Below are 22,255 nucleotides of genomic sequence, written 5' to 3' on the forward strand. Positions count from 1 at the left end.
TTCAGACTATTCTGGTTGGTTTTCAGATTGAGTTTCTTCACTTATAATTTTAGCATTTTCGTATATAAAATCTATAGCCTTATTTAGAATTATACCCTCTTTTATATACTCAATATCATCTTCAGAAAGTCTTTCTTTCAACTTTTCAACCTCTAAGTTGTACATCTTAGCAAGTCTTTCTAATTCCTTTTCAAGCTCTTCATCTGTTGCCTGAATATTTTCTACCTTTGCAATCTTTTCTAATATGAGATTATTTCTAATAGCTTTTGTTGCTCTTTCTCTAAACTGTTCTCTGAACTCTTTATCAGTCTTGCCTATAGCTTCTAAATATTTCTCATATGTCATTCCAAAATATTGAAGATTTCTTACAACATCTTCAACATAGTAATTTATCTGATTTTCTATCATAGGCTCTGGTATATCAATCTCTGTTGCTTGTGCAATTTTTTCTAAGATTGCGTCAATCATCTCGTCCTTTGCTCTTTTGTCATTCTTCTCTTTTATCCTATTTCTAATGCTTGCCTTTAGCTCTTCTAATGTCTCATACTCGCTGACATCCTTTGCAAATTCATCATCAAGCTCAGGAAGCTCCTTTACCTTTATTTCCTTTACTTTCACTTTAAATGTTGCTTTTTTACCAGCAAGTTCTTGGCTCTGATAGTCTTCTGGGAACACAACTTCTATTTCCTTTTCTTCGCCTTTTTTTATCCCAATTAGCTGTTCTTCAAACCCTGGGATGAACCTACCTGAGCCAATTGTAAGCTCATAGTCCTGAGCACTGCCATTTTCAATAGATTCACCGTCAACAAAACCCTCAAAGTCGATTGTAACAATATCGCCGTTTTGAACTTCTCTGTCAACAGATATAAATCTTGCATTTTCCTCTCTTAAATGTTCAAGCTCATGCTCGACTTCTTCTTCAGCAACAGGATATTCAATCTTCTTGATTTCAACCCCTTTGTACTCACCCAATCCAAACTCAGGTTTGATATACACCTCAGCTTTGTATATAAAGCTCTTGCCTTTGCCAACCTGAACTATGTCAACTTCAGGTCTTGACACAACCTCAAGCTTGCTCTCTTCAATCACCTTAGGATATGTCTCATTTAAAACATAGTCAATTGCATCATCATAAAATACCTCTTCACCATACGCTCTTTCAATGAGCGACCTTGGTGCTTTGCCAGGTCTAAAACCGGGAATTTTGAAATACTTGGCATTTTTCAAATAAGACTTCTGCAGACCCTCTTCAAACTTCTCAGGTTCAACCTCAACCTCGATTACAGCCTTGTTTGTACCTTTTTTCTCAACCTTGAATTCCATTTGAATCCTCCCTCAAAAGATTTATTTTGAATTAAAATTTTTGTCAACCTTAAAAAGGTTATACTTTAACTATGATATTGTAGCATAAAAGTTTCTATTTTAAAAGTAGATTGAAAAGATTTTTTCCCGCACTTGTACGTGAACAATTTTCTTACAATGATATGGTATTTTGTGGGAATAATTTATTGTATGCACAAGCCCAAAGTTATATAATTATTATAACAAAACATAAAAACTTAATGAAATGTTAGGAGGGATTTTTTCAATATGCTACAAAACATACCCAAAGTAAAGGTAGGAATAGTTGCTGTTAGCAGGGACTGTTTCCCTATCTCTCTTAGTGAAAAGAGAAGGCAGAAAGTAGTTGAGGCATGCAGAAAAAAAGGTATCGACATCTTTGAAGCAAAGACAACTGTCGAAAATGAGAATGACGTTTTAAAAGCCCTGGATGAGCTAAAATCAGCAGGTGTTAATGCACTTGTTGTATATCTTGGCAACTTTGGCCCTGAAGGACCTGAGACAATGCTTGCACAAAAGTTTGGCGGTCCTTCAATGTTTGTTGCGGCAGCTGAAGAGACACAAGAAAACCTCATTGACGGTCGTGGCGATGCATACTGTGGCATGTTAAACGCATCTTACAATATTGGCCTGAGGAAGCTCAACCCTTACATTCCTGAGTACCCTGTTGGCGATGCTGAAGAGGTTTCGGATATGATAGCGCACTTTGTTGATGTTGCAAGGGTTGTAATAGGAGTAAAGAATCTTAAAATCTTCAGTTTTGGACCACGGCCACAAGACTTTTTGGCTTGCAATGCACCAATCAAGCCACTTTATGACCTTGGCATAGAAATTATGGAAAACTCTGAGCTTGACTTGTTTGAATCTTTCAACAAGCACAAAGATGACCCGCGTATACCTGAGATTGTAAAACAAATGGAACAAGAACTTGGCACAGGAAACAAACATCCAGGAATTTTGCCAAAGCTTGCTCAATATGAGCTAACATTAATGGACTGGTATGAAAAATATCGCGGTAGTTGCCAGTTTGCAATATTTGCTAATAAGTGCTGGCCAGCGTTCCAGACACAGTTTGGATTTGTTCCATGTTACGTAAACGCAAGGCTTGCATCAAGGGGTATTCCAGTTGCATGTGAGGTTGACATATACGGAGCACTTAGTGAATACATCGTAACACTTGCAACACAAATTCCTGCAACAATTCTTGATATCAATAATACCGTTCCGAAAGATATGTATGAGGCAAACAAGGAAAAGTTCAAGGATTACAAGCTCACTGACCTTTTTATGGGCTTCCACTGTGGAAACACACCTATTTGTCATATGAAATATGCTGAGATGAGGTACCAGCTCATTATGCACAGACTCTTAGAGCCAAATAAAGAACCAGATATAACACGTGGTACACTCGAAGGTACAATAAAACCAGGTGAGATAACAATATTCAGACTTCAGTCAACAGCTGATTGTATCTTGAGGTCATACGTGGCTGAAGGTGAGGTAATAGACGTTGACCCACGTTCGTTTGGTGGAATTGGTGTATTTGCAATAAAAGAGATGGGAAGATTCTATAGATATGTACTTATTGCCAAGAGGTTCCCGCATCATACAGCTGTTGCATTCAAACATGCAGGAAAAATCCTATTTGATGCAATGAAGATGCTCGGTGTTGATGACATTTCATTCAACCAGCCAGCTTATATGCTTTATAAAGATGAAAATCCATTTAAATAACATGAAAATCAGGAAGGGGCTGCCATAATCATTTAAAAGTGTGAAACACTGCGCAGCCCCTTTTTGTACCTATTACACCCTATTTTTCAAAACCTTCTCTTCATATTCTTTCACCCTTTCAAGCCATGTGCTTCCCACTGGAACACCACTGTCGTAGCAGTATTTATTCCACACAGCACTAAATGGTAAGGTTTTGAATTCCTCTAAAAGTGCAAGTCGCATCCCAAAATTCCCTTCATTTTCAGCCTCAATCAAAAGATGTGTTGGCTCCAAGAGTGCAAAAAGAATTGCTTTCAAGGCAGCCCTTGCCCCTGTTACCCATGCAGTTATTCGGTTTATGCTCGCATCAAAGAAGTCCAAAGCAAAATAAACTTTCTCAAATCCATTGGTTCTTTTTACTTCTTGTGCAACAGACAAAACTTCGTCGTTCAAAATCACAACATGGTCACTGTCCCAACGCATACCACGGCTGAGATGCAAAAGTATCTTCTTTGAATATGCCAACACAGCTGAAATCTTGTCTGAAATGGTTTCTGTCGGGTGGAAGTGTCCAAGGTCAAAGCAGATTGCTATATCGTGTTTGCTTGTAAATACATAACCCATGTAAAACTCATGCGATCCAACCACATAAGCTTCTGAACCTATGCCAAATAACTTACTTTCAACAGAGTCAATGAGATATTGTTTGTCAACCTTTGCATCAAATATCTCATCAAGTGACTCTTTTAAGATTTTTCTGTGCTCATACCTTTGTACTGGAAAGTCTTTAGAACCATCGGGTATCCAAATATTATTAATGCAAGGCTGACCTGTTTCTTTGCCCATAACTGATGCAATCTCACGTGACTTAATAGCATGTTGTACCCAGAATTTTCTAATACTTTCATCTTTACTTGACAGAGTATACCCTGAGGATGCCTTTGGATGGGCAAAAAAGGTAGGATTAAAGTCAAGTCCGATGCCCTTTTCTTTTGCCCAGTTTATCCACTTTTCAAAGTGTTCCACTGAAAGCTGGTCTCTGTCTACCTTTTTGCCATTCGTCTCAGCATAGATAGCATGAAGGTTTACCTTGTGTTTGCCAGGAATCAAACTCATTGCAAACTCTACGTCCTGCCGAAGTTCATCTCCATTCCGTGCTTTGCCAAAGTAATTTCCTGTTGCTAAGATTCCGCCACCGCCCATTCCTTTTGTTGCCTCTTCAAATCCTGTCACATCATCTCCTTGCCAGCAGTGCAAAGAGATTTTTATCTCTTTCATCTTTTCCAAAACTCCATCTGTGTCAACTCCAAATTGGCCATACACCTCTTTTGCTCTTTCATAGTCTGCTATTACCTTATCAGCATTCAAACTCATTTTTTCACTTCCTCCTCATATAATTGTTCTTTACAACTTAAAAGCCTCTTCTATCTCTTCAATTTCTTTTTGACTAATCAAAACAACATCACCCAAGCTTTTAGCATCAATTATTGCTTTCGCTGTAAATTCTAATATTTCGAGTTTGTCAAATGCATCCAATAAACTTTCACCTACAACAATAACACAATCATTCTCAACAATAACAGCAAGAGTTTCTTTTGAAAAAACATCTGCTGTCATCTCAGGTTGCATAAAGTTTGAACCAAAAGGAATCTTTTTGACGTTTCTTAACTGTATATAGGTCTCTGGAACTGCCCGAGAATTAAATTCATTTTCTGTCACAGCAAACGCCATAATATTGGGAGGACGAGCAATAACGATTGCATTTATATTTGGATGTTTTTCATAGATATACTTGTGGAGTAAAATAGAGCTACTTGGTTTTTTGCCCGCTTCTTTATAGCCGTTTTCGATTTTAACAATATCATCTATTTCTATGTATTTTCTGTCAACCATGGATGGTGTGATTATAAAAGAGTTTTCATTTAACCTCTGTGAAAAAGTTCCTTGCGTACTTGTAAAAAGTCTTTGCTCATAAGCACGGTAAATTAGCTCACACATTTTTTTTCGAGATTCTTCCTCAAAACTTGAATAACTCTTTGGAATAAACTCATCCATCTGAACATCTTGCTTTGCTTTCGAAATCTCAATATCTTTTGGACGCAGAGCCTTAGGATTACCTATTGCCCTTGCTCTTATCTCAAGCTGAGCACAAAAATCTAAAGTCTCAAATGCCATAAAAGCCTTGAATAGGTTTTCAGAACCTACAACAATTCCATGGTTTGCCAAAACAGCAGTGTTAATGCCTCTTTTGAAGGCATCAGCAATCTTTTGTCCAAGGGCTGTGCTGCCTGGTAGTGCATACTCAACAAGTTCAACTTCGCCACATATTAAATGTACATTTGGAATAAGTTTTGTGTTTGGAATCTTCCTTGCTAAACTAAACGCCATAATTGCCGGTGAGTGTGCATGAATTATAGCTTTGATATCCGGTCTTGACCTGTAAATCATCTCATGAAAAGGAAGTTCTACAGATGGTTTGTGCTTTCCTACAATCTCACCATTGCTTTTTACAAGCACTATATCATCCGGTTTTAAATTTCCTTTGTCAATCCCAGATGGTGTAATCCATATATCTCCATTTTCGTCCATTATAGAAATATTACCGCCAGATGTTGTAGTCATACCATATCCATATATTCTTTCCATTATCATTGCTATTTGATCTGCTGGATGAAGTAATTCGAATCTCATAATATTTACCCCTTTCTGAAATAAATTGCATTTTTATAGTTTTGTCTGATTTTGCAGGATGTTTGTATCTATGGCTTAAAATTTTTGTTTTTATGTTTATTTGTATTTACTTTTGATGTCTTTTATTAATTATTATAATCTAATTACACCGTTTTGTCATTATCATTTATTAATATTTCAAACAAATGTGGTTTTTATAAAACTGACAAATTGATTATGGAATCATGAAATATATACAAAGAAAACAAAAAACCAATCAACTCATATGTTAAAACTACATCCACTATTGAATTTACTAAATCTCTACATTATACTGTTTGTTAAACGTTCAAAGTCTAATTGAATAATCCCTTAAACTTCATTAATTAACCTAAGGGGACGCAAAATGGAACACCACACACAGCTATAAAATAGACACAAAATAAAAGGGGCTGTTTCAAAAGTTGATGTAACAACCCCTTTTATTTCAATATTTAGGAGTTTTTATTGTTTGGTTCCTGTTATACGTGCTTTCAGAACATATAAAATTGTATTTTTTAGACACCTTCATTAAATTTTAAAGTTATACTGCCTATTTGACATTCTTCATCATATCATCAAGCTCTTTGAACTTCTTTCCAAACTCTTCCCAATTGCCTTGTTGTAAAGCTTTTTTAGCATCTTCAAACAAAGACTTTATCTTTAATAGATCTGACGATGGTAGAACCTGAGTTATATTTTCTTTCTGAGACGGTGTTTGCATCTCATCCTTTACAGGTGTTACCTGCTGCCCAATGAGCTGCGATAGCGCATCATTTAGGCTGCTTCCCATAACGACCTTCCCATTGCAAGCAGCAATTACTCTTTTTACCTCTGGCAGGGCTGAAGCATTGTCTGAAGCAATGTAAATTGGCTCAATGTACAAAATCTTTTGGTTTATTGGCAATGCTAAAAGGTTCCCTCTTATAACCTTTGAACCGCCTTGATTCCACAGTGACAAATCCTTTGATATCTGCGGGTCTTGGTCAATCATGTTCTCAACCTGCAGTGGACTGTAGACAGTTGAACCTTTCGGGAATTTGTATAGCACAAGCTTTCCATAATTTTCTTGGCTACTTTTTGCTGCAAGCCATGCAATCATTGTGTTGTATTTTAGCGGTGTGAAAGGCACCATCAAAATCATCTCTTCTTTTTGGCTGTCTGGCAGCTTCATCACACTGTAATATGGCGGGATATAGTCAATTGAACCGTCTGGCGTCTTGTGTTTTCCAAAGTCCCACAAATCTTCCTTGTTGTAAAATACATTCGGGTTTGTCATGTGATACCTTTTCAACACACTTGCCTGAACCTTGAAAATATACTCCGGATATCTTATATGCTCAGCAATGTCTCTTGGAATATCTCCATTTTCAAAAAGGTCGGGATAAATACTCTTATAGACATTTACAATTGGGTCGTTTTTGTCTACAATGTAAAATTTCAGCGTTCCATTGTATGCATCAATTAATACCTTTACCGAATTTCTAATATAATTAAAACCTTCTTCTGTCGGCTCTGAATATGGATAATAATTTGTCTTTGTATAACCATCCAAAACCCATACTAAGTGACCTTTGCCGTCAATCAAAATGTAAGGATCGGTGTCATAGTCAAAAAATGGAGCAACTTTTTTAGCTCTTTCTATAATACTTCTATTTATGAGTATCTTGCTGTTTGAATTTATAGCCGTTGAGACAAGAAGTCTAAAGTCTTTATACACATATGAAAAGATCAGCCTATTCAAAGGTGTTAGTCTTATTCCACCCTTGCCGTCATATCTAAAAAGCCTATTTGAATCACCCTCTGGGTAGTCAATTTCGTCAACTTTTGTGTTGACAATAACATATGGGTCTGTCTTTTCTCCATAGTATATCCGTGGCTGAGTCACCTTTGGTGCACCGTCTAAGCTCTTTAATGGAATATCTTTTATGATAAACTTTGGCTGGCCCTCAGGTGTAACTTCTGTCATCAGGCTCATTACAACACCATAGCCGTGAGTGTATTGAAATTTTTGATTGATATATGTCTTTGTTGGAATCCCATCATAGTTTATCTCCCTTGCAGAGATGAATACAGATTTTATTTTGCCATTTATTGTATACTTTGCAATATCAGCATCGTTGAAAATATAGTACTGTTTAAAACGCTGAATTTGGTTTAAAATAGCCAAGGTTGTGGGATAATCTGTAATTCTAATATTTTCAATTGTACCTGTGTTTTTCTGTAAATCCTCTGCTGTGATGGTACCTGATGTGTCAACAGGAAAATATTTTTCTTCAATGTTTTCTAAATTGTAAGCAAGGCGTGTAAACTTAATGTTTTTTTCTAAAAAAGGCCTTTCATACACCTGTTCATTTGGTGATACTACAAAATACTGAAAAGCTGTAGCGATTATGGTACCCAAAACTGCCCAACCAATATAAGAAAGCATTACCTTGGCTATATTTGCATACTTGCCTTTTATGAAAAAGTAGATGCTGAGTAGAATCACAGCTACCAAAACTATATACGAAAGCCTAAAATAGTTCATCCTAATGTAATAATCAGTATATCCCACACCAACAACTTCACCAAAGAAAGAGTACAAAAGTCCTTCCATTTCATATTTTAGTGTGAATATCTTAATCACAAATATGAGTATCAGATTGAAAAATATATGACTTCTTACCTTTTTGTCATAAAGCACACCCCATGAATTTACCCTGCTAACAAATGCAAAACCATAGAGAACAATGTATAATACCACTGTATAGATACATACAAATATCACTAAATAGAATAGAAAATTTACAATTGAAAGAAAAAATGGTCTTTCAAACACATAGTATCCTACATCTTTGTTAAAGATCGGGTCTTTTATATTAAACGGCTTTGAATGCTTGAAGGTCAAAAATTTGATGTAGAGGTTGTTTTCCAAATACCTGCTTGCTATCAGCGCCAATAACACAGAGACAATAACATTGAGAATGTTCTTCTTAAGCAAACTAATTTTTCCAACAATTCTTTCAATATTTCTCTTAATAACGGCATTGTTTACAAAAAACACAAAGAACAAAATCATAAATGAAACAACCTGTACTGAAAGCTTTACATAGAAATTCTTCCAGAATACACTTACAAAGTTTCTACCAATTTCTTTTATTTGGATGAGTTCTAAAAATAAATCAAAAGCAATTGAAAAAACTATAGCTAATATTACCAGTATTGAAATAACAAAACCCACTTTTTTAACCACTCTTTTAGTTTTCTCTCTTTTATAATCGTAAATTCTATCTGCCATCCTAAATCCTGTCCCTCACTTTATTTTTTTATTTGCTCTCTAAAAGTCCAAACATTTCATCTTTTAAATCTACTGCTTCTGCTATTATCTTTGAAATATCAGCCAAAATTTTTGCAAGCATCATCTCAGATGAGAGATATTCTTCAATGTCTGGGTTTAGGCTTATTATCTGGTAAAGCTGCTGCAAAGAATATACATCAGAGCTTGTAACCTCTTGTCCTTGCAAGCGTTTTTGCTCAAGCTCAAGTTGTTTCTTTTTAAAGTCCATAACCATCTGTTTGAGCTTCTCGTCCTTTTCAATCTTTTCTTTTGCAGCTTTAAACCTTTTAAACTCATTTGACTCTTTTAGAGCATTTGCAAGCTCGTACGCAATGTCGTAAACATTTCTCATCTTTTGTATACTCACCCCTTTTGTGGATATTTGATTATTTTATTTTTAAGGACTCTTGTCTTGATTATTAACATTTTCATTTGTCTTTAAAAGCTCTGAGGCGCCAATTAAAGTACCAAGATTTTTAAATGCATCAGTTGGAATGTATACCTTATTTGCCGGATTTTTAGCAATCTCAATTGCAGCCTCTATCTGCCTCATCGCAAGTACAACTGCATCTGTGCCGCTCTCCTTAATAGCCCTGTTGACATATGCAATAGCGTTTGCCTGTGCTCTTGCTACCATCTCAATTGCCTGAGCCTGACCTTCCGCCTGCAAAATCTTTTGCTGCTTTTCACCTTCTGCCCTTTTTATAAGAGCTTGCTTGTACCCTTCTGCTTTAGCAATTTCACTTTCTCTCACACCTTCTGCCTCAAGAATCATTGCACGCTTGTCTCTTTCTGCCTTCATCTGTTTTTCCATTGCCTGTGTTATTTCAGCAGGTGGGATAATGTCTTTTATTTCAACTCTTTTTATCTTTACCCCATAGTTATCTGTAATTTGGTCAAGCACAGTTGTCAACTTTGAATTTATAATTTCCCTGGAGGAGAACACTTCATCAAGAGTCATGCTACCAATGACATCTCTGAGATTAGTTAATACTGAATACATAATCGCTGCTTGATAATTTTGTACATTGTAAGTGCACATCTTTGCGTCGAATACCTCAAAAAATACAACAGAGTCAATCTTTATTCTGACGTTATCCTTAGTTATAACATCTTGCGGTGGTACATCTAAAATTCTTTCTTGCATATTAACTTTTGCTCTTATGTTGTCAATAAAAGGAATAATAAGATGAACGCCTGGCTCTAAAATCCTATGAAACTGGCCAATTCTCTCTACAACATAGCAGTATTTTGTCCGAACAACTTTTACACTTGAAAAGAAGAAGATTAAAAACAGCGCAATTATCAAAATGACCCATCCAATTGTCGGCATACAAGCTTCCTCCTCCCATTTTTCAAAATACTCTTGTTTTTTTATTCCATTTTTTCAACAAAAATTCTCAACCCATCCACTTTTTTAACCTTTACTCTGTCACCTTTTCCTAACTTTTTGTCACAGAAAATGTTGTAAAATATTCCGTCCTTTTTTATTTTGCCAGAATACCTATCTTCTGATACCTCTTCAACAAAAAATTCCTCTCCCACGTTTACAAAGCTTCTGTTTTCTATCTTTGGCATGTTTTGCATAAATTTTCTAATCTTGGGTTTAAATATCAAAAAGATTGCTAAGCTGAGAATAATAAATAGACCAACTTCTACAAATAGATTGTTTACAAATAAATCTAAAATGAAAATTATAAAAGCTGAAATATAAATAGGAAAAAAGACAAAACCAATAAAGGTATCAGCTATTAAAAAAGCAAGAGCTATCACAAGCCAGATAAAATCATAAATGCTTACATTCATCAAATTCCCCCTTCATCCTTTTTAATGATCTGGAAAAATTTGTAGATTGATGTCTGTTTCAAGTTTACCTTCTCAGATAGCTTGTAAAACTCCTTTACCTCCACGCCTTCGTGTGTAACCTCTGAACAAAGAAGATTTTTTTCTTCAAACATTGAAAGTATAAATAAAAGTTTTACAACCCTTTTAAATGGGTCTGATTCATTTATACCCGAAAAATTGTATGAGATAAACTCACAATCTCTAAGTGTTTTATAAACATTGACCACCTCATCATTTATTTGTAGATTAAAATCCTTAAATTTCTTGTCTAAGTCAAAAATCAAAACTTTTGCATCTTGATAGAGATTTTTTACAAGCTGATATGAAGGAATGTCAAGTGCAACTATAACATCAAAATCCTCTTTCATATTTTCTATCTTGTCAATCCTCGGTGCAAATATGTCATCAAAATATACCTCTTTTAATGAACTCTGGTGCTGCACAATCCGGCCATGGTTATCTAAAAACTTAAAAAGATCATTTTCTACCTCTTCATCTTTTAAAAACTTTAAAAAATCTAAAACAATATGAGGATAAAAAGCTGTAAAGATACATTTTTTGTCAACAAGTTCAGAAAGATTACATGTCTCAATTTCAAATTTCTTAAAGCTACATCCTTTTTGCCGCACAGTTTTTAAGTTATTGTAAAGGTCTTTTATAACACCAAAACTGATATTTTCACAAATGTCAATCAGATTAAACTGATTTCGCCTTGTAGAGTTAAATATATTTTTTTCAAGCTTACAAACAATATCAACCTTTTTCATTGTAACAAGCTCATCTTCATCTTCTAAGTTTGAAAAACATACAACATCATACTTTGTACCATTTCCTGTAAAGAATTTATAATACTTATTGTCCTCACCCATGAATCTAAAATTTTCAACAATAATGTTCTTTATAAGAAAGGTTGGCTCAGGATTCCCTACACCAAATGGTTCTAAAAGATAAACTTGGTCAATTAACTCATCATCAATCTCGTTTAAGCTTAAAACAAGGTCAATTTCAACAGCTGGTTTGAAAATCATAAAATGATATTCCTGAGCAATAGCATTTAGAATCTCATCAAGTTTGTCAAAATTATCGCTTACAAGCGAAAGCCCAGCTGCATGTTCATGCCCACCAAACTTTAGAAGAATATCAGAGCAGTTTTTCAACGCCTCAAACAGATTAAAACCTTTTATTGACCGTCCAGAACCTTTTAAAATTCCCTCATCTGTGAACGTAAACAGAAGCGAAGGTCTGTAATACTTTTCTGTTATCTTTGATGAAGCAATCCCAACAACACCAGGGTGCCAGCTTTGAGAGCTTAGCACAAAAATCTTTTTCCTTAGGATATCTTTATTCAATGTAATTATCTTTTGAGCCTCTTTGATAGTTTTTTCTTCTATCTCCTGACGTTTTCTATTTTCCTCATCTAACCTTCTTGCAATCTTTTCTGCTTCTACTAAAGAGTCACTTAAAAGAAGCGACATGGCTAAATTAGCATCCGAAATTCTGCCTGCCGCATTCAGTCTTGGCCCTATGATAAATGAAACATCGAAAGGTTTTAGCTCTTCCTTTGAGGAAAGTCCAGCAACTTCTATAAGTTTTTTCAGTCCTATATTCCTCGTATACTTTAAAAGTTTTAGACCAAACTTAGCAAAAATCCTGTTTTCATCAACAAGTGGCATGACGTCTGCAATTGTGCCAATTGCCACAATGTCAAGATACTTAGAAAGTTTAATTTCAAGCCCAGAAAGCTTTAGTGCATGAAGTAGCTTGAATGCAACCCCAACCCCTGCTAAATCCCTAAAAGGGTATGTACTATCACGTCTCTTGGGATTTATAATGGCATCGGCTATTGGTAGCTTATCTTTTGGTTCATGGTGGTCTGTGACAATGACTATTTTTCCTTTTTGTTTTAGATATTCAATCTCATTAATAGCACTTATTCCTGTGTCAACTGTTATTAAGATGTCAAATGTATCTTCTAATCTCTTTAAGATATCAAGGTTGAGTCCATATCCATCTTTGAATCTATTAGGAATATAGTAACTTGTTGGCAAAAACTTTTTCAAGTTTGAATAAAGAAGATATGTACTTGTTACACCATCACAATCATAATCTCCGTAAATTAATACCCTTTTCTTGTGTAAAATAGCATTGTGAACAATATTTATCGCCTCTTTCATATCATTGAGTAAAAAGGGATTGTGAAGATTTTTGATTGCTGGAGCTAAAAACTTTTCAATATCATCCTTTTGAACAATTCCTCTGTTTTTTAAAACTTTGATTATTTGCGGTCTTATTTTTCTACCATCTATTTGGATGTCAAAATCATCAAAATTCTCACACTCTTTTAGCACCCATCGTTTTTTTTGAAAAATCATCCCTCAAAAAAAGCCCCCTCAATTTAAAAAAGTAGTCTAAAAATATGTTAATTGTCAAAATATCCATATCATTACTATCAAAGTTACAAAGAATGATGTTGCAGCACCAACTATAAGCTGTTTAATATCATGCCTTTTGAGTATAAGTCTTGACCACATAACAAGCGGAATAAGTAAAGCTAAAAATAACATTTTTAGCCCAGCAATAAAGTTGATTGCAACAATTGGACCAGTTATACCACAAGCGTGGCCACTTGCTTTAAATTTTAAAACCTTATTAATAAAGGCCAAGATTAAACTTGATATGAGATATGACAAGTAAAGCCCTATCATTGCTTTTGTAGGCTTTTCTATAGTCAGCAAACTCAAATTCCCTAAGATATATCCAACTATCCCAAAGATAAAAGCAAGTTTTCGTTCTTTTTCTCTTCCACCTGCTTTAAACTTTGGGACCATTCTTGCAACAATATATGCTAAAAGGGGTATGATTGTGAAAAAGATAATTGAATTCAGATAATAGCTTAAATTTCCATCATAGTTTGCCATCTTGTCATCAAGCCACATAATTGTAAATACAATCAGTGCAACCATTGGAACTGTAAAAATGCTGCTTATAAGATATGCAATTTTTTCCCTCATAAAGTCTTCCCCCAAAAAGTTTAATTTCTTCCTTGAGTTAATTATACACCATAATTGGATGTAAAGGCAAAAATAAATCCCCTTTTGCTTATGCCAGCTGCAAAAGGGGATACGGATAGCTTATATCTGCGTTTTTCTACCTTCTTTTTGGTCGAGGTTTTCTGCTCTTCTCTGCATTCAAAGCGCCCATCCCAAAGCCCAAAATTGGACCAAAGATTATTAAATATAATTGGTACTTTGAAATGTTAACACTTCTTTTTAAAACAATGGATAACACAACCAAAATAATCGAAACAAAAAGCGAAACTACAAATGCAGCTATTTTTTTTCTGGTAGGGCTAATTTCAGCAGCCTCATATCCACACAATGCTATTCCTACAAACATTGAAAATATAGTAAGATACTGTGCAATTTTATCCGGCATTGAAAAATACATCACAAAAAGAGATACTATAAGAATTAAAAAGCAAATCAAAAATAGTGACTTTACTACTATCCAAACATACTGAGAAAGACTTGCGTCTTCAGTCTTCTTATTCATAATAGCCTGATAATCCTTTTAAAAAAGATGCTCTATTAAACATTATTAAAACTCACAAAAAGTTAGAACACAAGCTCTACTTCTTATATATTCTGAGCCTCTTTTAAGATTATGTCTACCTTATCAGTTCTCTCCCATGGCAAGTCCAAATCTTCTCTTCCAAAGTGACCATATGCAGCAACCTTCTTGTAAATCGGTCTTCTTAAATCCAAGTCTCTTATTATAGCAGCTGGTCTTAGGTCAAATACTCTCTTTACAATCTCGGCAATTTTTTCATCATCAATCTTTCCTGTTCCAAATGTATCCACCCTGATTGAGAGTGGTCTTGCAACACCTATTGCATATGAAAGTTGAACCTCGCACTTTTTAGCAAGTCCTGCTGCAACAATGTTCTTTGCAACATACCTCGCTGCATATGTTGCAGACCTGTCAACCTTTGTCGGATCTTTTCCAGAAAATGCTCCACCACCATGGCGTGCATAGCCACCGTAGGTGTCAACAATAATCTTTCTTCCTGTAAGTCCTGAGTCGCCTTGTGGACCACCAATTACAAATCTTCCTGTCGGGTTTATATATATCTTTGTGTTCTTGTCAAGCATACCTTCTGGGATAATTGGCTTTATAACATGTTCAATCACATCTGCTTCAATCTGGGCATGTGTAACCTCTGGGCTGTGCTGAGTTGAAACAACAATTGTATCCACTCTTATTGGCCTGTCATCTTCATACTCAACTGTGACCTGAGTCTTGCCATCAGGTCGCAAATATGGCAAAATACCTCCTTTTCTGACATATGCAAGCCTTCTTGCAAGTTTGTGAGCAAGATAGATTGGCATTGGCATCAAAACAGGTGTCTCGTCACACGCAAACCCAAACATCATCCCTTGGTCGCCTGCACCAATTGCCTCTATTTCATCATCTGTCATCTCACCAAGCTTTGCCTCTAATGCTTTGTCAACGCCCATTGCAATGTCAGGTGACTGCTCATCAATTGATGTTATCACCGCACATGTGTCAGCATCAAACCCGTATTTTGCACGTGTATACCCAATTTCTCTTATTGTATCTCTTGCTATCTTTGGTATGTCCACATAACATTTTGTTGTTATCTCACCCATCACAAGAACAAGCCCTGTTGTAACTGCAACCTCACATGCAACTCTTGCGTACGGGTCTTTTTCTAAAATGGCATCTAAAACAGCATCTGAAATTTGGTCACAAATTTTGTCTGGATGACCCTCTGTTACAGACTCGGATGTAAATAGCTTTCTCATCTGCTCTTTGTACCTCCTTTTAAGTAAAATGGAAACTCATTTAAAATTAAAACTTTATATAAAATTTAAAGCCCCTTCTGAAAAGAAGAGGCAAAACTTTCTTGTAAAAAGTTTTATCCTCATCTCTCAGAAAGCTTAAAATATATAAACTTTTTAAGCTTTCTGACGGAGTTGGCACCATTGCAAAGCTTTAAAAAAGCCTTGCCGGTTGCCGGGCTTCATCGGGCCTTTTTCCCTCCACCTCTCTTGATAAGGATAACCTTATCATTTTTTCATTATTCAATTTTTAAATTTGCCTCAATTATATTAACAAAACAAATTGGTATTGTCAATAAAAATAATTACTCATATTTAAACTTTCCTATCATTTTTCGAATTTCATTCATTGAAGTTGATAAAATAGAAAGCTGCTTTGATAGTTCTCGTACATGATCAAGATTGTGCTCTATAGAAGATATTATCTTTTGTGAAAACTCATTTATTTCTGAATATACTTTCAGCTATTTCTGTTGCTGCCGAAGTCATTTCTTCAGCAGAAGCTGCTTCTTCTTCAGAATGAGCAAGCAGACTATCAACAAGTGAATTTAAATCCCTTATTTTCTCAATCATATTGATAGAAATTCCTAAAAGTTCAGTATATTTTTCCTATTTTCTTCTACTTCATGGTAAAGAACTTCTATCTGGTCTTCAAATTGTTTTGAATACAAATTCACAGTTGAAATTGTTCTACTTATATTAGTAGTCGAATTTTTTGTCTGTTCAGCTAATTTCCTTATTTCATAAGCAACAACAGAAAAACCTTTTCCGCTTTCTCCTGCCTTAGTAGCCTCAATCGAAGCATTCAAGGCTAACAAATTTGTCTCTTCAGCAATTTGTCTTACAAACTTAACAACCTCACTGATGTTCTGAGTTGCTTGAGCTAATTGCTTTACACCTTCTCTCAACTGACCATACCTTTCTACAAGATTCTCGCTTGTTTTTAAAATGATTTGAACCGCTGTTTGTCCTAACTCTGATTTATCCACTAAGTTTTTAGAAGTTGAAAGCACTGTGGACGCCAAACTATTGAGGTCCTGAGCTTGAGCAGCTAATTGCTCAATGCTAGCATTAATTTCCTCAACCGAAGCTGCTACTCTTTGTATATCAGATTGTTGTTTTTCAATTATTTTCGCATTTTCCGAAGAATCCTTCTCTAATCTACTAAATAGCTTTTGAGCTAGTTCGAATATCTCTATAGAATTATCCACTGCATTTTTTACACTGATTATAAGTTTTTTTATTGATTTCACAGTCTCAATTAATTTGTAGGTAATGATGCCAAATTCATCATTAGAATATTTAATTTTTTCAGTAATTAAATAACCCTCCGATACTCTTGAAAACAATCTGGAAAGTACAGGAACTGGCAATAAAACACTCTTATTTATTACCCATAAAACAAATGCAATAATTATGTTAATAGAAATACTTATTAAAGCAAGATTTATTTTTGTAATGTTATTAAGATTTACTCTAAGTGTAATATATTTCAACAATAAAGGACCAATCCAGAGAGTAAGAGATAAAACTCAAACTGTAAGCTTTGTAGAAATAGAAATCTTTGTCTTTTCCATATTCTTTGCAAATTCCTTTTTAGACAATACTTTAGAATAAATAAAAAGTAAAAGAGCAACTATATCCATATTTACAGCAATTGCTCCACTAAATCTTAATGCAAACGCTCCTCTGGCATTGGTTTTATCTTTGAAGAAACTATCCCCACTAAAGTTGCTGCAAGTATGTTTCCCACAAAAACAACACATGCTAAAAAAAATGGTAAGTTGTATCCAGAGCCATCTTCTACTCTCTTTGCATTCCATCTCCCTATAAAAAGTGCTGGAATACCAATTAGTCCTAACGCAATAAGATACCCTAAAAGAATATTTACAATTGGATAATCACCTAACCCTGCAAAGACATAGTATGAAAACAGTAATAAAATCGGGTCAACAATTGTAAGTATAAACAACAAAATCCCTGTCACTTTTGCGGATAAGCTCATTCAATTTCACTCCTCTGCTTGCAAATTAGTTATCAAAAATTCATTGCTCAAGATTAGTAATTACAGCATTACTCGCCAATAATCTTAACTAGCACTCTTTTCTTTCTCTTACCGTCAAACTCGCCATAGAAGATTTGCTCCCATGGACCCAAATCAAGCTTACCATTTGTAATTGCAACAACAACTTCCCTGCCCATGATTGTCCTTTTTAGGTGTGCATCAGCATTGTCCTCACCGACGTTGTGGTGATACTGAGAATATGGTTTTTCAGGTGCCAGCTTTTCAAGCCAGATTTCAAAATCTTTATGAAGACCTGGCTCATCGTCGTTCACAAACACGCTTGCAGTTATGTGCATGGCATTGCAAAGTAAAAGTCCTTCTTTTATACCACTTTCGTCCACACACTTTTGTAGTGTATCTGTGATGTTCACAAAAGCCCTTCTTGTTGGAATTTCAAACCAGAGTTCTTTTCTATATGACTTCATTTTCAAAAATCACCCCGCTAAATTTTTGTTTTTCTTTGTCCTTGACAGTTTTTTAAAAATATTTTAATAATTTTTTTGTAATGATTCAACAGAAAATGTGGTATATTTCATTGTATAGATAAATCATTGTGGGGGGATTTTACATGAAGAAGGTCTTTGCAAAAAAGGATATATTTACGCGCTACAGTGGAAATCCAATAATCACAGTATATGATATACCATATTCTGCAAATGCAGTGTTTAACGCTGGTGCAATAAAATATAAGAACGAGTACTTATTACTTTTGAGAGTTGAAGACAGACAAGGAAAATCACATTTAACTGTTGCTCGAAGTAGTGATGGAAAGACCAACTGGAAGATTGAAAAGTCACCCCTCATATATCCTCAACCAACAGTCTTCATATACGAAGAGTTTGGGTGCGAAGACCCACGAATAACCTATATTCCTGAAGATGACTATTACTATATAACCTATACTGCATACTCCCGTTATGGTCCTGCTGTTGCTCTTGCAAGAACTAAAAACTTCAAAAAGGTAGAAAAATTAGGGCTTATTTGTCCCCCAAATAACAAAGATGCGGTTTTGTTCCCTGAAAAGATAAACGGAAAATATGCAATGCTGCACCGACCTGTTGCAGGTGATATTGAACACATCTGGATTGCATATTCGACAGACTTAATTCACTGGGGAAACCATGAGGTTGTGCTTGTTGAAAAAGGAGGCCCGTGGTGGGACGGCTTTAAAGTCGGTGCAGGAGCTGTACCAATAAAAACTCAAGAGGGCTGGCTCATAATCTATCACGGTGTTAAAATGATGCCATCAGGACCAATTTACAGGCTTGGTGCTGCGCTTTTGGATTTAGAAAATCCGGCAAAAGTCAAGAAAAGATGTCCTGAGTGGCTCTTATCCCCGCAAGAGGTATACGAAAGAATTGGTGATGTGAACAATGTTGTGTTTACCTGCGGTGCAATTGTTGAAGATAATCAAATCTATCTTTACTATGGCGCTGCTGACTCTTGCATAGCCTTGGCATTTGCTGAGATTGACCAAATTTTGTCTATTCTTATTGAAGGGGATTTGCAGGTAAAATAGAAGATAAAGGCTCTTTGTCAAAAGTTGGGGTGAACATTCTAAATATCAACCTCTCTTTTGACAAAGAGCTAGATTAATAGAAACTTTTTAATCATTTCTTTTTTCTTTTTATCACCAAAGGAAGCCTGAATTTTAACACAAACTTATAACATACATTAAATAGAAACTTTTTCTACAACAAAATGGAAGTTTAAATAAAATTAAGGCTCATAACCTGGTAGATAACTGAAGTTTTCTGAAGTAATTTTCCATTTTCCGTTTTCTTTTGATAAGTTAAAATAATATCTTATTACACCTTTTGGATTATATGTCACCAATTTTTTGGGAAGTTGTTGCGTTTCTTCATACAGCCTTTTCTGATATTCTATTGTCATTTCTTCAGGCTTTATGCTTCCATTTATTTTATTATCAATTGGAATCAACGCAACCATTTTGTTTTCGCAATATACATCTGCTATTACTGTTGCTGTATCACCTTCAATCCTTGTTTCTAAAAATTTTATATCATTTATTTTCCATTCAACAGTCCTTATATCTGAGGGTGAATAAGCTTCTCCTAAAACAGCCGTTTGAAAAACTTTTATTTTATTTGCTAAAATTCCTGACTTTGCACTGTAATATTTCTCACATTCCTGGGTAATTTCATTTATCTTTTTTTCCATAAGCTGTGAAGGAATTTTAATATCTGGTGATTTTGTATACTCTGATGGATACACACTTTTACTATAAATATTTAGTGCACTCTTCACCACTCCTTTTATTCCCTCCTCATTATTCAATTGCTGAATACTTTCTGCATTATAACCAATTATAGCTGCAACTATTGTAATAAGTACCAATAAACCTAATACAAATAATTTTCTCTTTTTCATAAAATTTGACCTCCCCATCTTATTGTGGTCTAACAGCACTTATGATTGTAGACAGAGGATTAAGATTATATGGCTTTAAATGCCATATTGCCCATTTTCTATCTGTTGTGTGTTGATCTTGCAAAACACCGTTTATCCCAGAATCAGGGTCTCTGGCATAAACCACTACAATAGCAGAATGATCATATGTTCCATCAGAATCCCAATCATAAAATAATACATCTCCTTAACGCCCATGTATCTGCATAATTTACAGCTCCGCCAGAGGAGTAATATGCATTTACTTTAACACAATTAAAAAAACTCAAAAATAAAGTTAAAATCAAACTTAAGGTAACGTATCTTTTAACTTTTTTAGTAACTATCATTTTCTCATCTCCTTCTCTTGTTTTGATGTTTATCACAACCCTTCTCAGCCGGCTGATGAAAGGCTGTTGCTTATTTCCCTAACTTCAATCTCCATTTTCTAAAACTCTTTCAAACATCATATGCCAGTTCCTCTAAACCTATCTGTCCCTGTTACACTTCTTATTTATGTAATTGATATTTCCTTATCCATACTCAAAACAAATTGTTGCCATATCTCTTTGAGCACAATCTGTTATGCTACTTTACACAATAGTATCTTCTTATCATTTCTTCATCTAACTTGTTTTTTTATATCTCAGTTTCTTTATTCTCTTATTTGGGGTATTTTATTCTCAAAATATTCTTTCTGTAAACTTTTTCTTGGAATTTCTAAGCAAATTTTATCTTATATATCTTCACACTGTCAATCCCGTTTTTTTTAGACTATTTTCAACTAAATTTTGAGCTCAGAATGTACTTTTCTTTAAATAGCTTAAAATTTCTTCAATTTTCTTAAGTTTATAATAAAAAATCAATTTATCTTACTCGTAATTCAGTCGTCAAAAACTTTCATCCAATCAGCCTCGTTTTCCTTGACGAAGAAAGTGTAGACACCGAAAATGTCTTTTTTACCTTTCTTGAGTCGATACCAAGGCTGGCATTGCAAGTAGCAAGTTTTATCTTAGAATTATCCTTAACTTCACTTTTGAATAGCCATCGATGAAAAAAAAAGCAAAAGCACTTGTTGGTAGTTCTCTTTGTTTGAATAACTGAAGCTCATTTTTGAGAACTTTCTTTGATTTTTTAGTGAGTCATTTTCGGAATACGGAAAATTCAAAGCTTTCAAAGTCCGAACAAGTGAACGCTCAAGAACAACCATTGATATACTTGTGACATCAGAAGGGAAGTAGTTGAGCCATCAACTCTATTGGAACAGAAATTTCAAGACACAAGGCAGGTGTTGCAAGTTTTCTCTCATAGAAGCCATTGCCTTTATCGTTTTCGTTTTTAGCAAGGTAAACAGTTCTTTCTGATAACATAAAGTAATCGAGCAAGTTTTACTTTTAGCTGTTTTAGTGCTGGGCGAGTAGGATCATCACAGAAAGCAATACATATTTAGCACTTGTTCGATAGCCATATTTTTAGCGGTCTCATAAATTTCATTTTTTCCCATAATCGTGAACCCCCTTTGGTAATTATTTCAATACTAATTATACAGTAGACACAATTTTATTTTAACTCCCTTTGTTCACATCTTAGGAAATGGATTGATGGTTAAGAAATATGGTAGATGGGACGAGGGAATTGAGGGCAAGTGAGAAAAGACCCTGAGAGACATGAGAGGGTAAACACCATGGTTTTAGTGGTTAGAAACCCGCCGCAATATGGTAGAATAACAATATAAATACAATATAGAGGCTGAGTCTAAGCCGGACATGGTAAAATAAAACAATAATAACAATATCAAGAACAAAATTATTTGTTTAGATAGCGAAATTTAAAGAAATCGCAAGATATTTTGAGAAAATCAAAAATACATTGAGAGAGAGAGGATATATTTAAAAAAGCTGATACCTTTTATTCTTTGCTTTGTAATAAATAGGCGGTAAATATGTCTTCACCAAGCACCGATCAATTTTGAGAAATCCAATTCAACACCTT

Annotated in this window: 20 protein-coding genes, 1 pseudogene and 1 riboswitch; of the genes and pseudogenes, 2 read left to right on the forward strand and 19 right to left on the reverse strand. The window is 34.8% G+C overall.

Features of this window, described 5'->3' with window-relative positions; translation table 11 throughout:
* Positions 1–6: 6 nt before the first annotated feature.
* Positions 7–1,323: a trigger factor gene (tig, locus tag H964_RS05280; protein WP_039765392.1), complete on the reverse strand. Its 1,317-nt coding sequence runs from the start codon at positions 1,321–1,323 to the stop codon at positions 7–9.
* Between the two features lie 267 nt (positions 1,324–1,590).
* Between tig and H964_RS05285 the strand changes: the two genes are divergently transcribed.
* Positions 1,591–3,075, forward strand: a complete 1,485-nt coding sequence (locus H964_RS05285; RefSeq protein WP_039765394.1) for an L-fucose/L-arabinose isomerase family protein — start codon at positions 1,591–1,593, stop codon at positions 3,073–3,075.
* Positions 3,076–3,147: 72 nt separating this feature from the next.
* On the opposite strand, the gene H964_RS05290 is transcribed toward H964_RS05285, so the two are convergent.
* From H964_RS05290 to H964_RS05345, 14 genes are all read right to left on the reverse strand, one after another.
* Positions 3,148–4,428, reverse strand: coding sequence for an L-rhamnose isomerase (locus H964_RS05290; protein WP_039765395.1), 1,281 nt, complete (start codon positions 4,426–4,428; stop codon positions 3,148–3,150).
* A gap of 30 nt (positions 4,429–4,458) precedes the next feature.
* Positions 4,459–5,745, reverse strand: a complete 1,287-nt coding sequence (locus H964_RS05295) for a class II aldolase/adducin family protein (protein WP_039765396.1) — start codon at positions 5,743–5,745, stop codon at positions 4,459–4,461.
* A 571-nt stretch (positions 5,746–6,316) separates the two neighbouring features.
* The gene (locus H964_RS05300; RefSeq protein ID WP_039765398.1) at positions 6,317–9,043 is read right to left on the reverse strand and encodes a UPF0182 family membrane protein; all 2,727 of its coding nucleotides are present in this window, start codon (positions 9,041–9,043) and stop codon (positions 6,317–6,319) included.
* 28 nt (positions 9,044–9,071) lie between these two features.
* Positions 9,072–9,434, reverse strand: a complete 363-nt coding sequence (locus H964_RS05305) for a YlbF family regulator (RefSeq protein ID WP_011916425.1) — start codon at positions 9,432–9,434, stop codon at positions 9,072–9,074.
* Between the two features lie 45 nt (positions 9,435–9,479).
* Positions 9,480–10,415 carry an SPFH domain-containing protein gene (locus H964_RS05310; protein WP_039765401.1) on the reverse strand — a complete coding sequence of 312 codons (936 nt, stop codon included), beginning with the start codon at positions 10,413–10,415 and terminating at the stop codon, positions 9,480–9,482.
* Between the two features lie 41 nt (positions 10,416–10,456).
* Positions 10,457–10,888 (reverse strand): NfeD family protein, encoded by a 432-nt coding sequence (locus tag H964_RS05315; protein ID WP_039765404.1) that lies wholly within the window; start codon positions 10,886–10,888, stop codon positions 10,457–10,459.
* Positions 10,888–13,299, reverse strand: a complete 2,412-nt coding sequence (gene recJ, locus H964_RS05320) for a single-stranded-DNA-specific exonuclease RecJ (protein WP_011916422.1) — start codon at positions 13,297–13,299, stop codon at positions 10,888–10,890. Before recJ ends, H964_RS05315 begins: the two co-directional genes overlap by 1 nt.
* Before the next feature lie 54 nt (positions 13,300–13,353).
* Complete coding sequence (locus H964_RS05325) at positions 13,354–13,938, reverse strand: hypothetical protein (RefSeq protein WP_011916421.1); 585 nt, start codon at positions 13,936–13,938, stop codon at positions 13,354–13,356.
* 136 nt (positions 13,939–14,074) lie between these two features.
* Positions 14,075–14,479: a TIGR04086 family membrane protein gene (locus H964_RS05330; protein ID WP_011916420.1), complete on the reverse strand. Its 405-nt coding sequence runs from the start codon at positions 14,477–14,479 to the stop codon at positions 14,075–14,077.
* Between the two features lie 83 nt (positions 14,480–14,562).
* Complete coding sequence (gene metK, locus H964_RS05335) at positions 14,563–15,753, reverse strand: methionine adenosyltransferase (protein WP_011916419.1); 1,191 nt, start codon at positions 15,751–15,753, stop codon at positions 14,563–14,565.
* Positions 15,754–15,869: 116 nt separating this feature from the next.
* Positions 15,870–16,009: riboswitch (SAM riboswitch) on the reverse strand.
* A gap of 218 nt (positions 16,010–16,227) precedes the next feature.
* A complete protein-coding gene (locus H964_RS13200; protein ID WP_271628709.1) occupies positions 16,228–16,362 on the reverse strand; it encodes a hypothetical protein in 135 nt (44 codons plus the stop codon).
* Between the two features lie 14 nt (positions 16,363–16,376).
* Positions 16,377–17,285, reverse strand: coding sequence for a methyl-accepting chemotaxis protein (locus tag H964_RS12880; protein WP_228370019.1), 909 nt, complete (start codon positions 17,283–17,285; stop codon positions 16,377–16,379).
* A gap of 176 nt (positions 17,286–17,461) precedes the next feature.
* Positions 17,462–17,794, reverse strand: a complete 333-nt coding sequence (locus H964_RS12885) for a hypothetical protein (RefSeq protein ID WP_049754833.1) — start codon at positions 17,792–17,794, stop codon at positions 17,462–17,464.
* A gap of 68 nt (positions 17,795–17,862) precedes the next feature.
* Positions 17,863–18,279 (reverse strand): secondary thiamine-phosphate synthase enzyme YjbQ, encoded by a 417-nt coding sequence (locus H964_RS05345; protein WP_011916417.1) that lies wholly within the window; start codon positions 18,277–18,279, stop codon positions 17,863–17,865.
* A gap of 143 nt (positions 18,280–18,422) precedes the next feature.
* Between H964_RS05345 and H964_RS05350 the strand changes: the two genes are divergently transcribed.
* The gene (locus H964_RS05350) at positions 18,423–19,373 is read left to right on the forward strand and encodes a glycosidase (protein WP_011916416.1); all 951 of its coding nucleotides are present in this window, start codon (positions 18,423–18,425) and stop codon (positions 19,371–19,373) included.
* Positions 19,374–19,573: 200 nt separating this feature from the next.
* On the opposite strand, the gene H964_RS05355 is transcribed toward H964_RS05350, so the two are convergent.
* The 4 genes and pseudogenes from H964_RS05355 to H964_RS05365 form a co-directional block, all read right to left on the reverse strand.
* Positions 19,574–20,245 carry a hypothetical protein gene (locus tag H964_RS05355; protein WP_039765410.1) on the reverse strand — a complete coding sequence of 224 codons (672 nt, stop codon included), beginning with the start codon at positions 20,243–20,245 and terminating at the stop codon, positions 19,574–19,576.
* A 19-nt stretch (positions 20,246–20,264) separates the two neighbouring features.
* The gene (locus tag H964_RS12890) at positions 20,265–20,411 is read right to left on the reverse strand and encodes a hypothetical protein (RefSeq protein ID WP_237738208.1); all 147 of its coding nucleotides are present in this window, start codon (positions 20,409–20,411) and stop codon (positions 20,265–20,267) included.
* A 40-nt stretch (positions 20,412–20,451) separates the two neighbouring features.
* A complete protein-coding gene (locus H964_RS12895) occupies positions 20,452–20,649 on the reverse strand; it encodes a hypothetical protein (protein WP_039765412.1) in 198 nt (65 codons plus the stop codon).
* A gap of 500 nt (positions 20,650–21,149) precedes the next feature.
* Positions 21,150–21,767: pseudogene (locus tag H964_RS05365) on the reverse strand (transposase); the annotation flags it as partial.
* Positions 21,768–22,255 lie beyond the last annotated feature (488 nt).

Source organism: Caldicellulosiruptor sp. F32 (assembly GCF_000404025.1).
GTDB lineage: Bacteria > Bacillota > Thermoanaerobacteria > Caldicellulosiruptorales > Caldicellulosiruptoraceae > Caldicellulosiruptor > Caldicellulosiruptor saccharolyticus.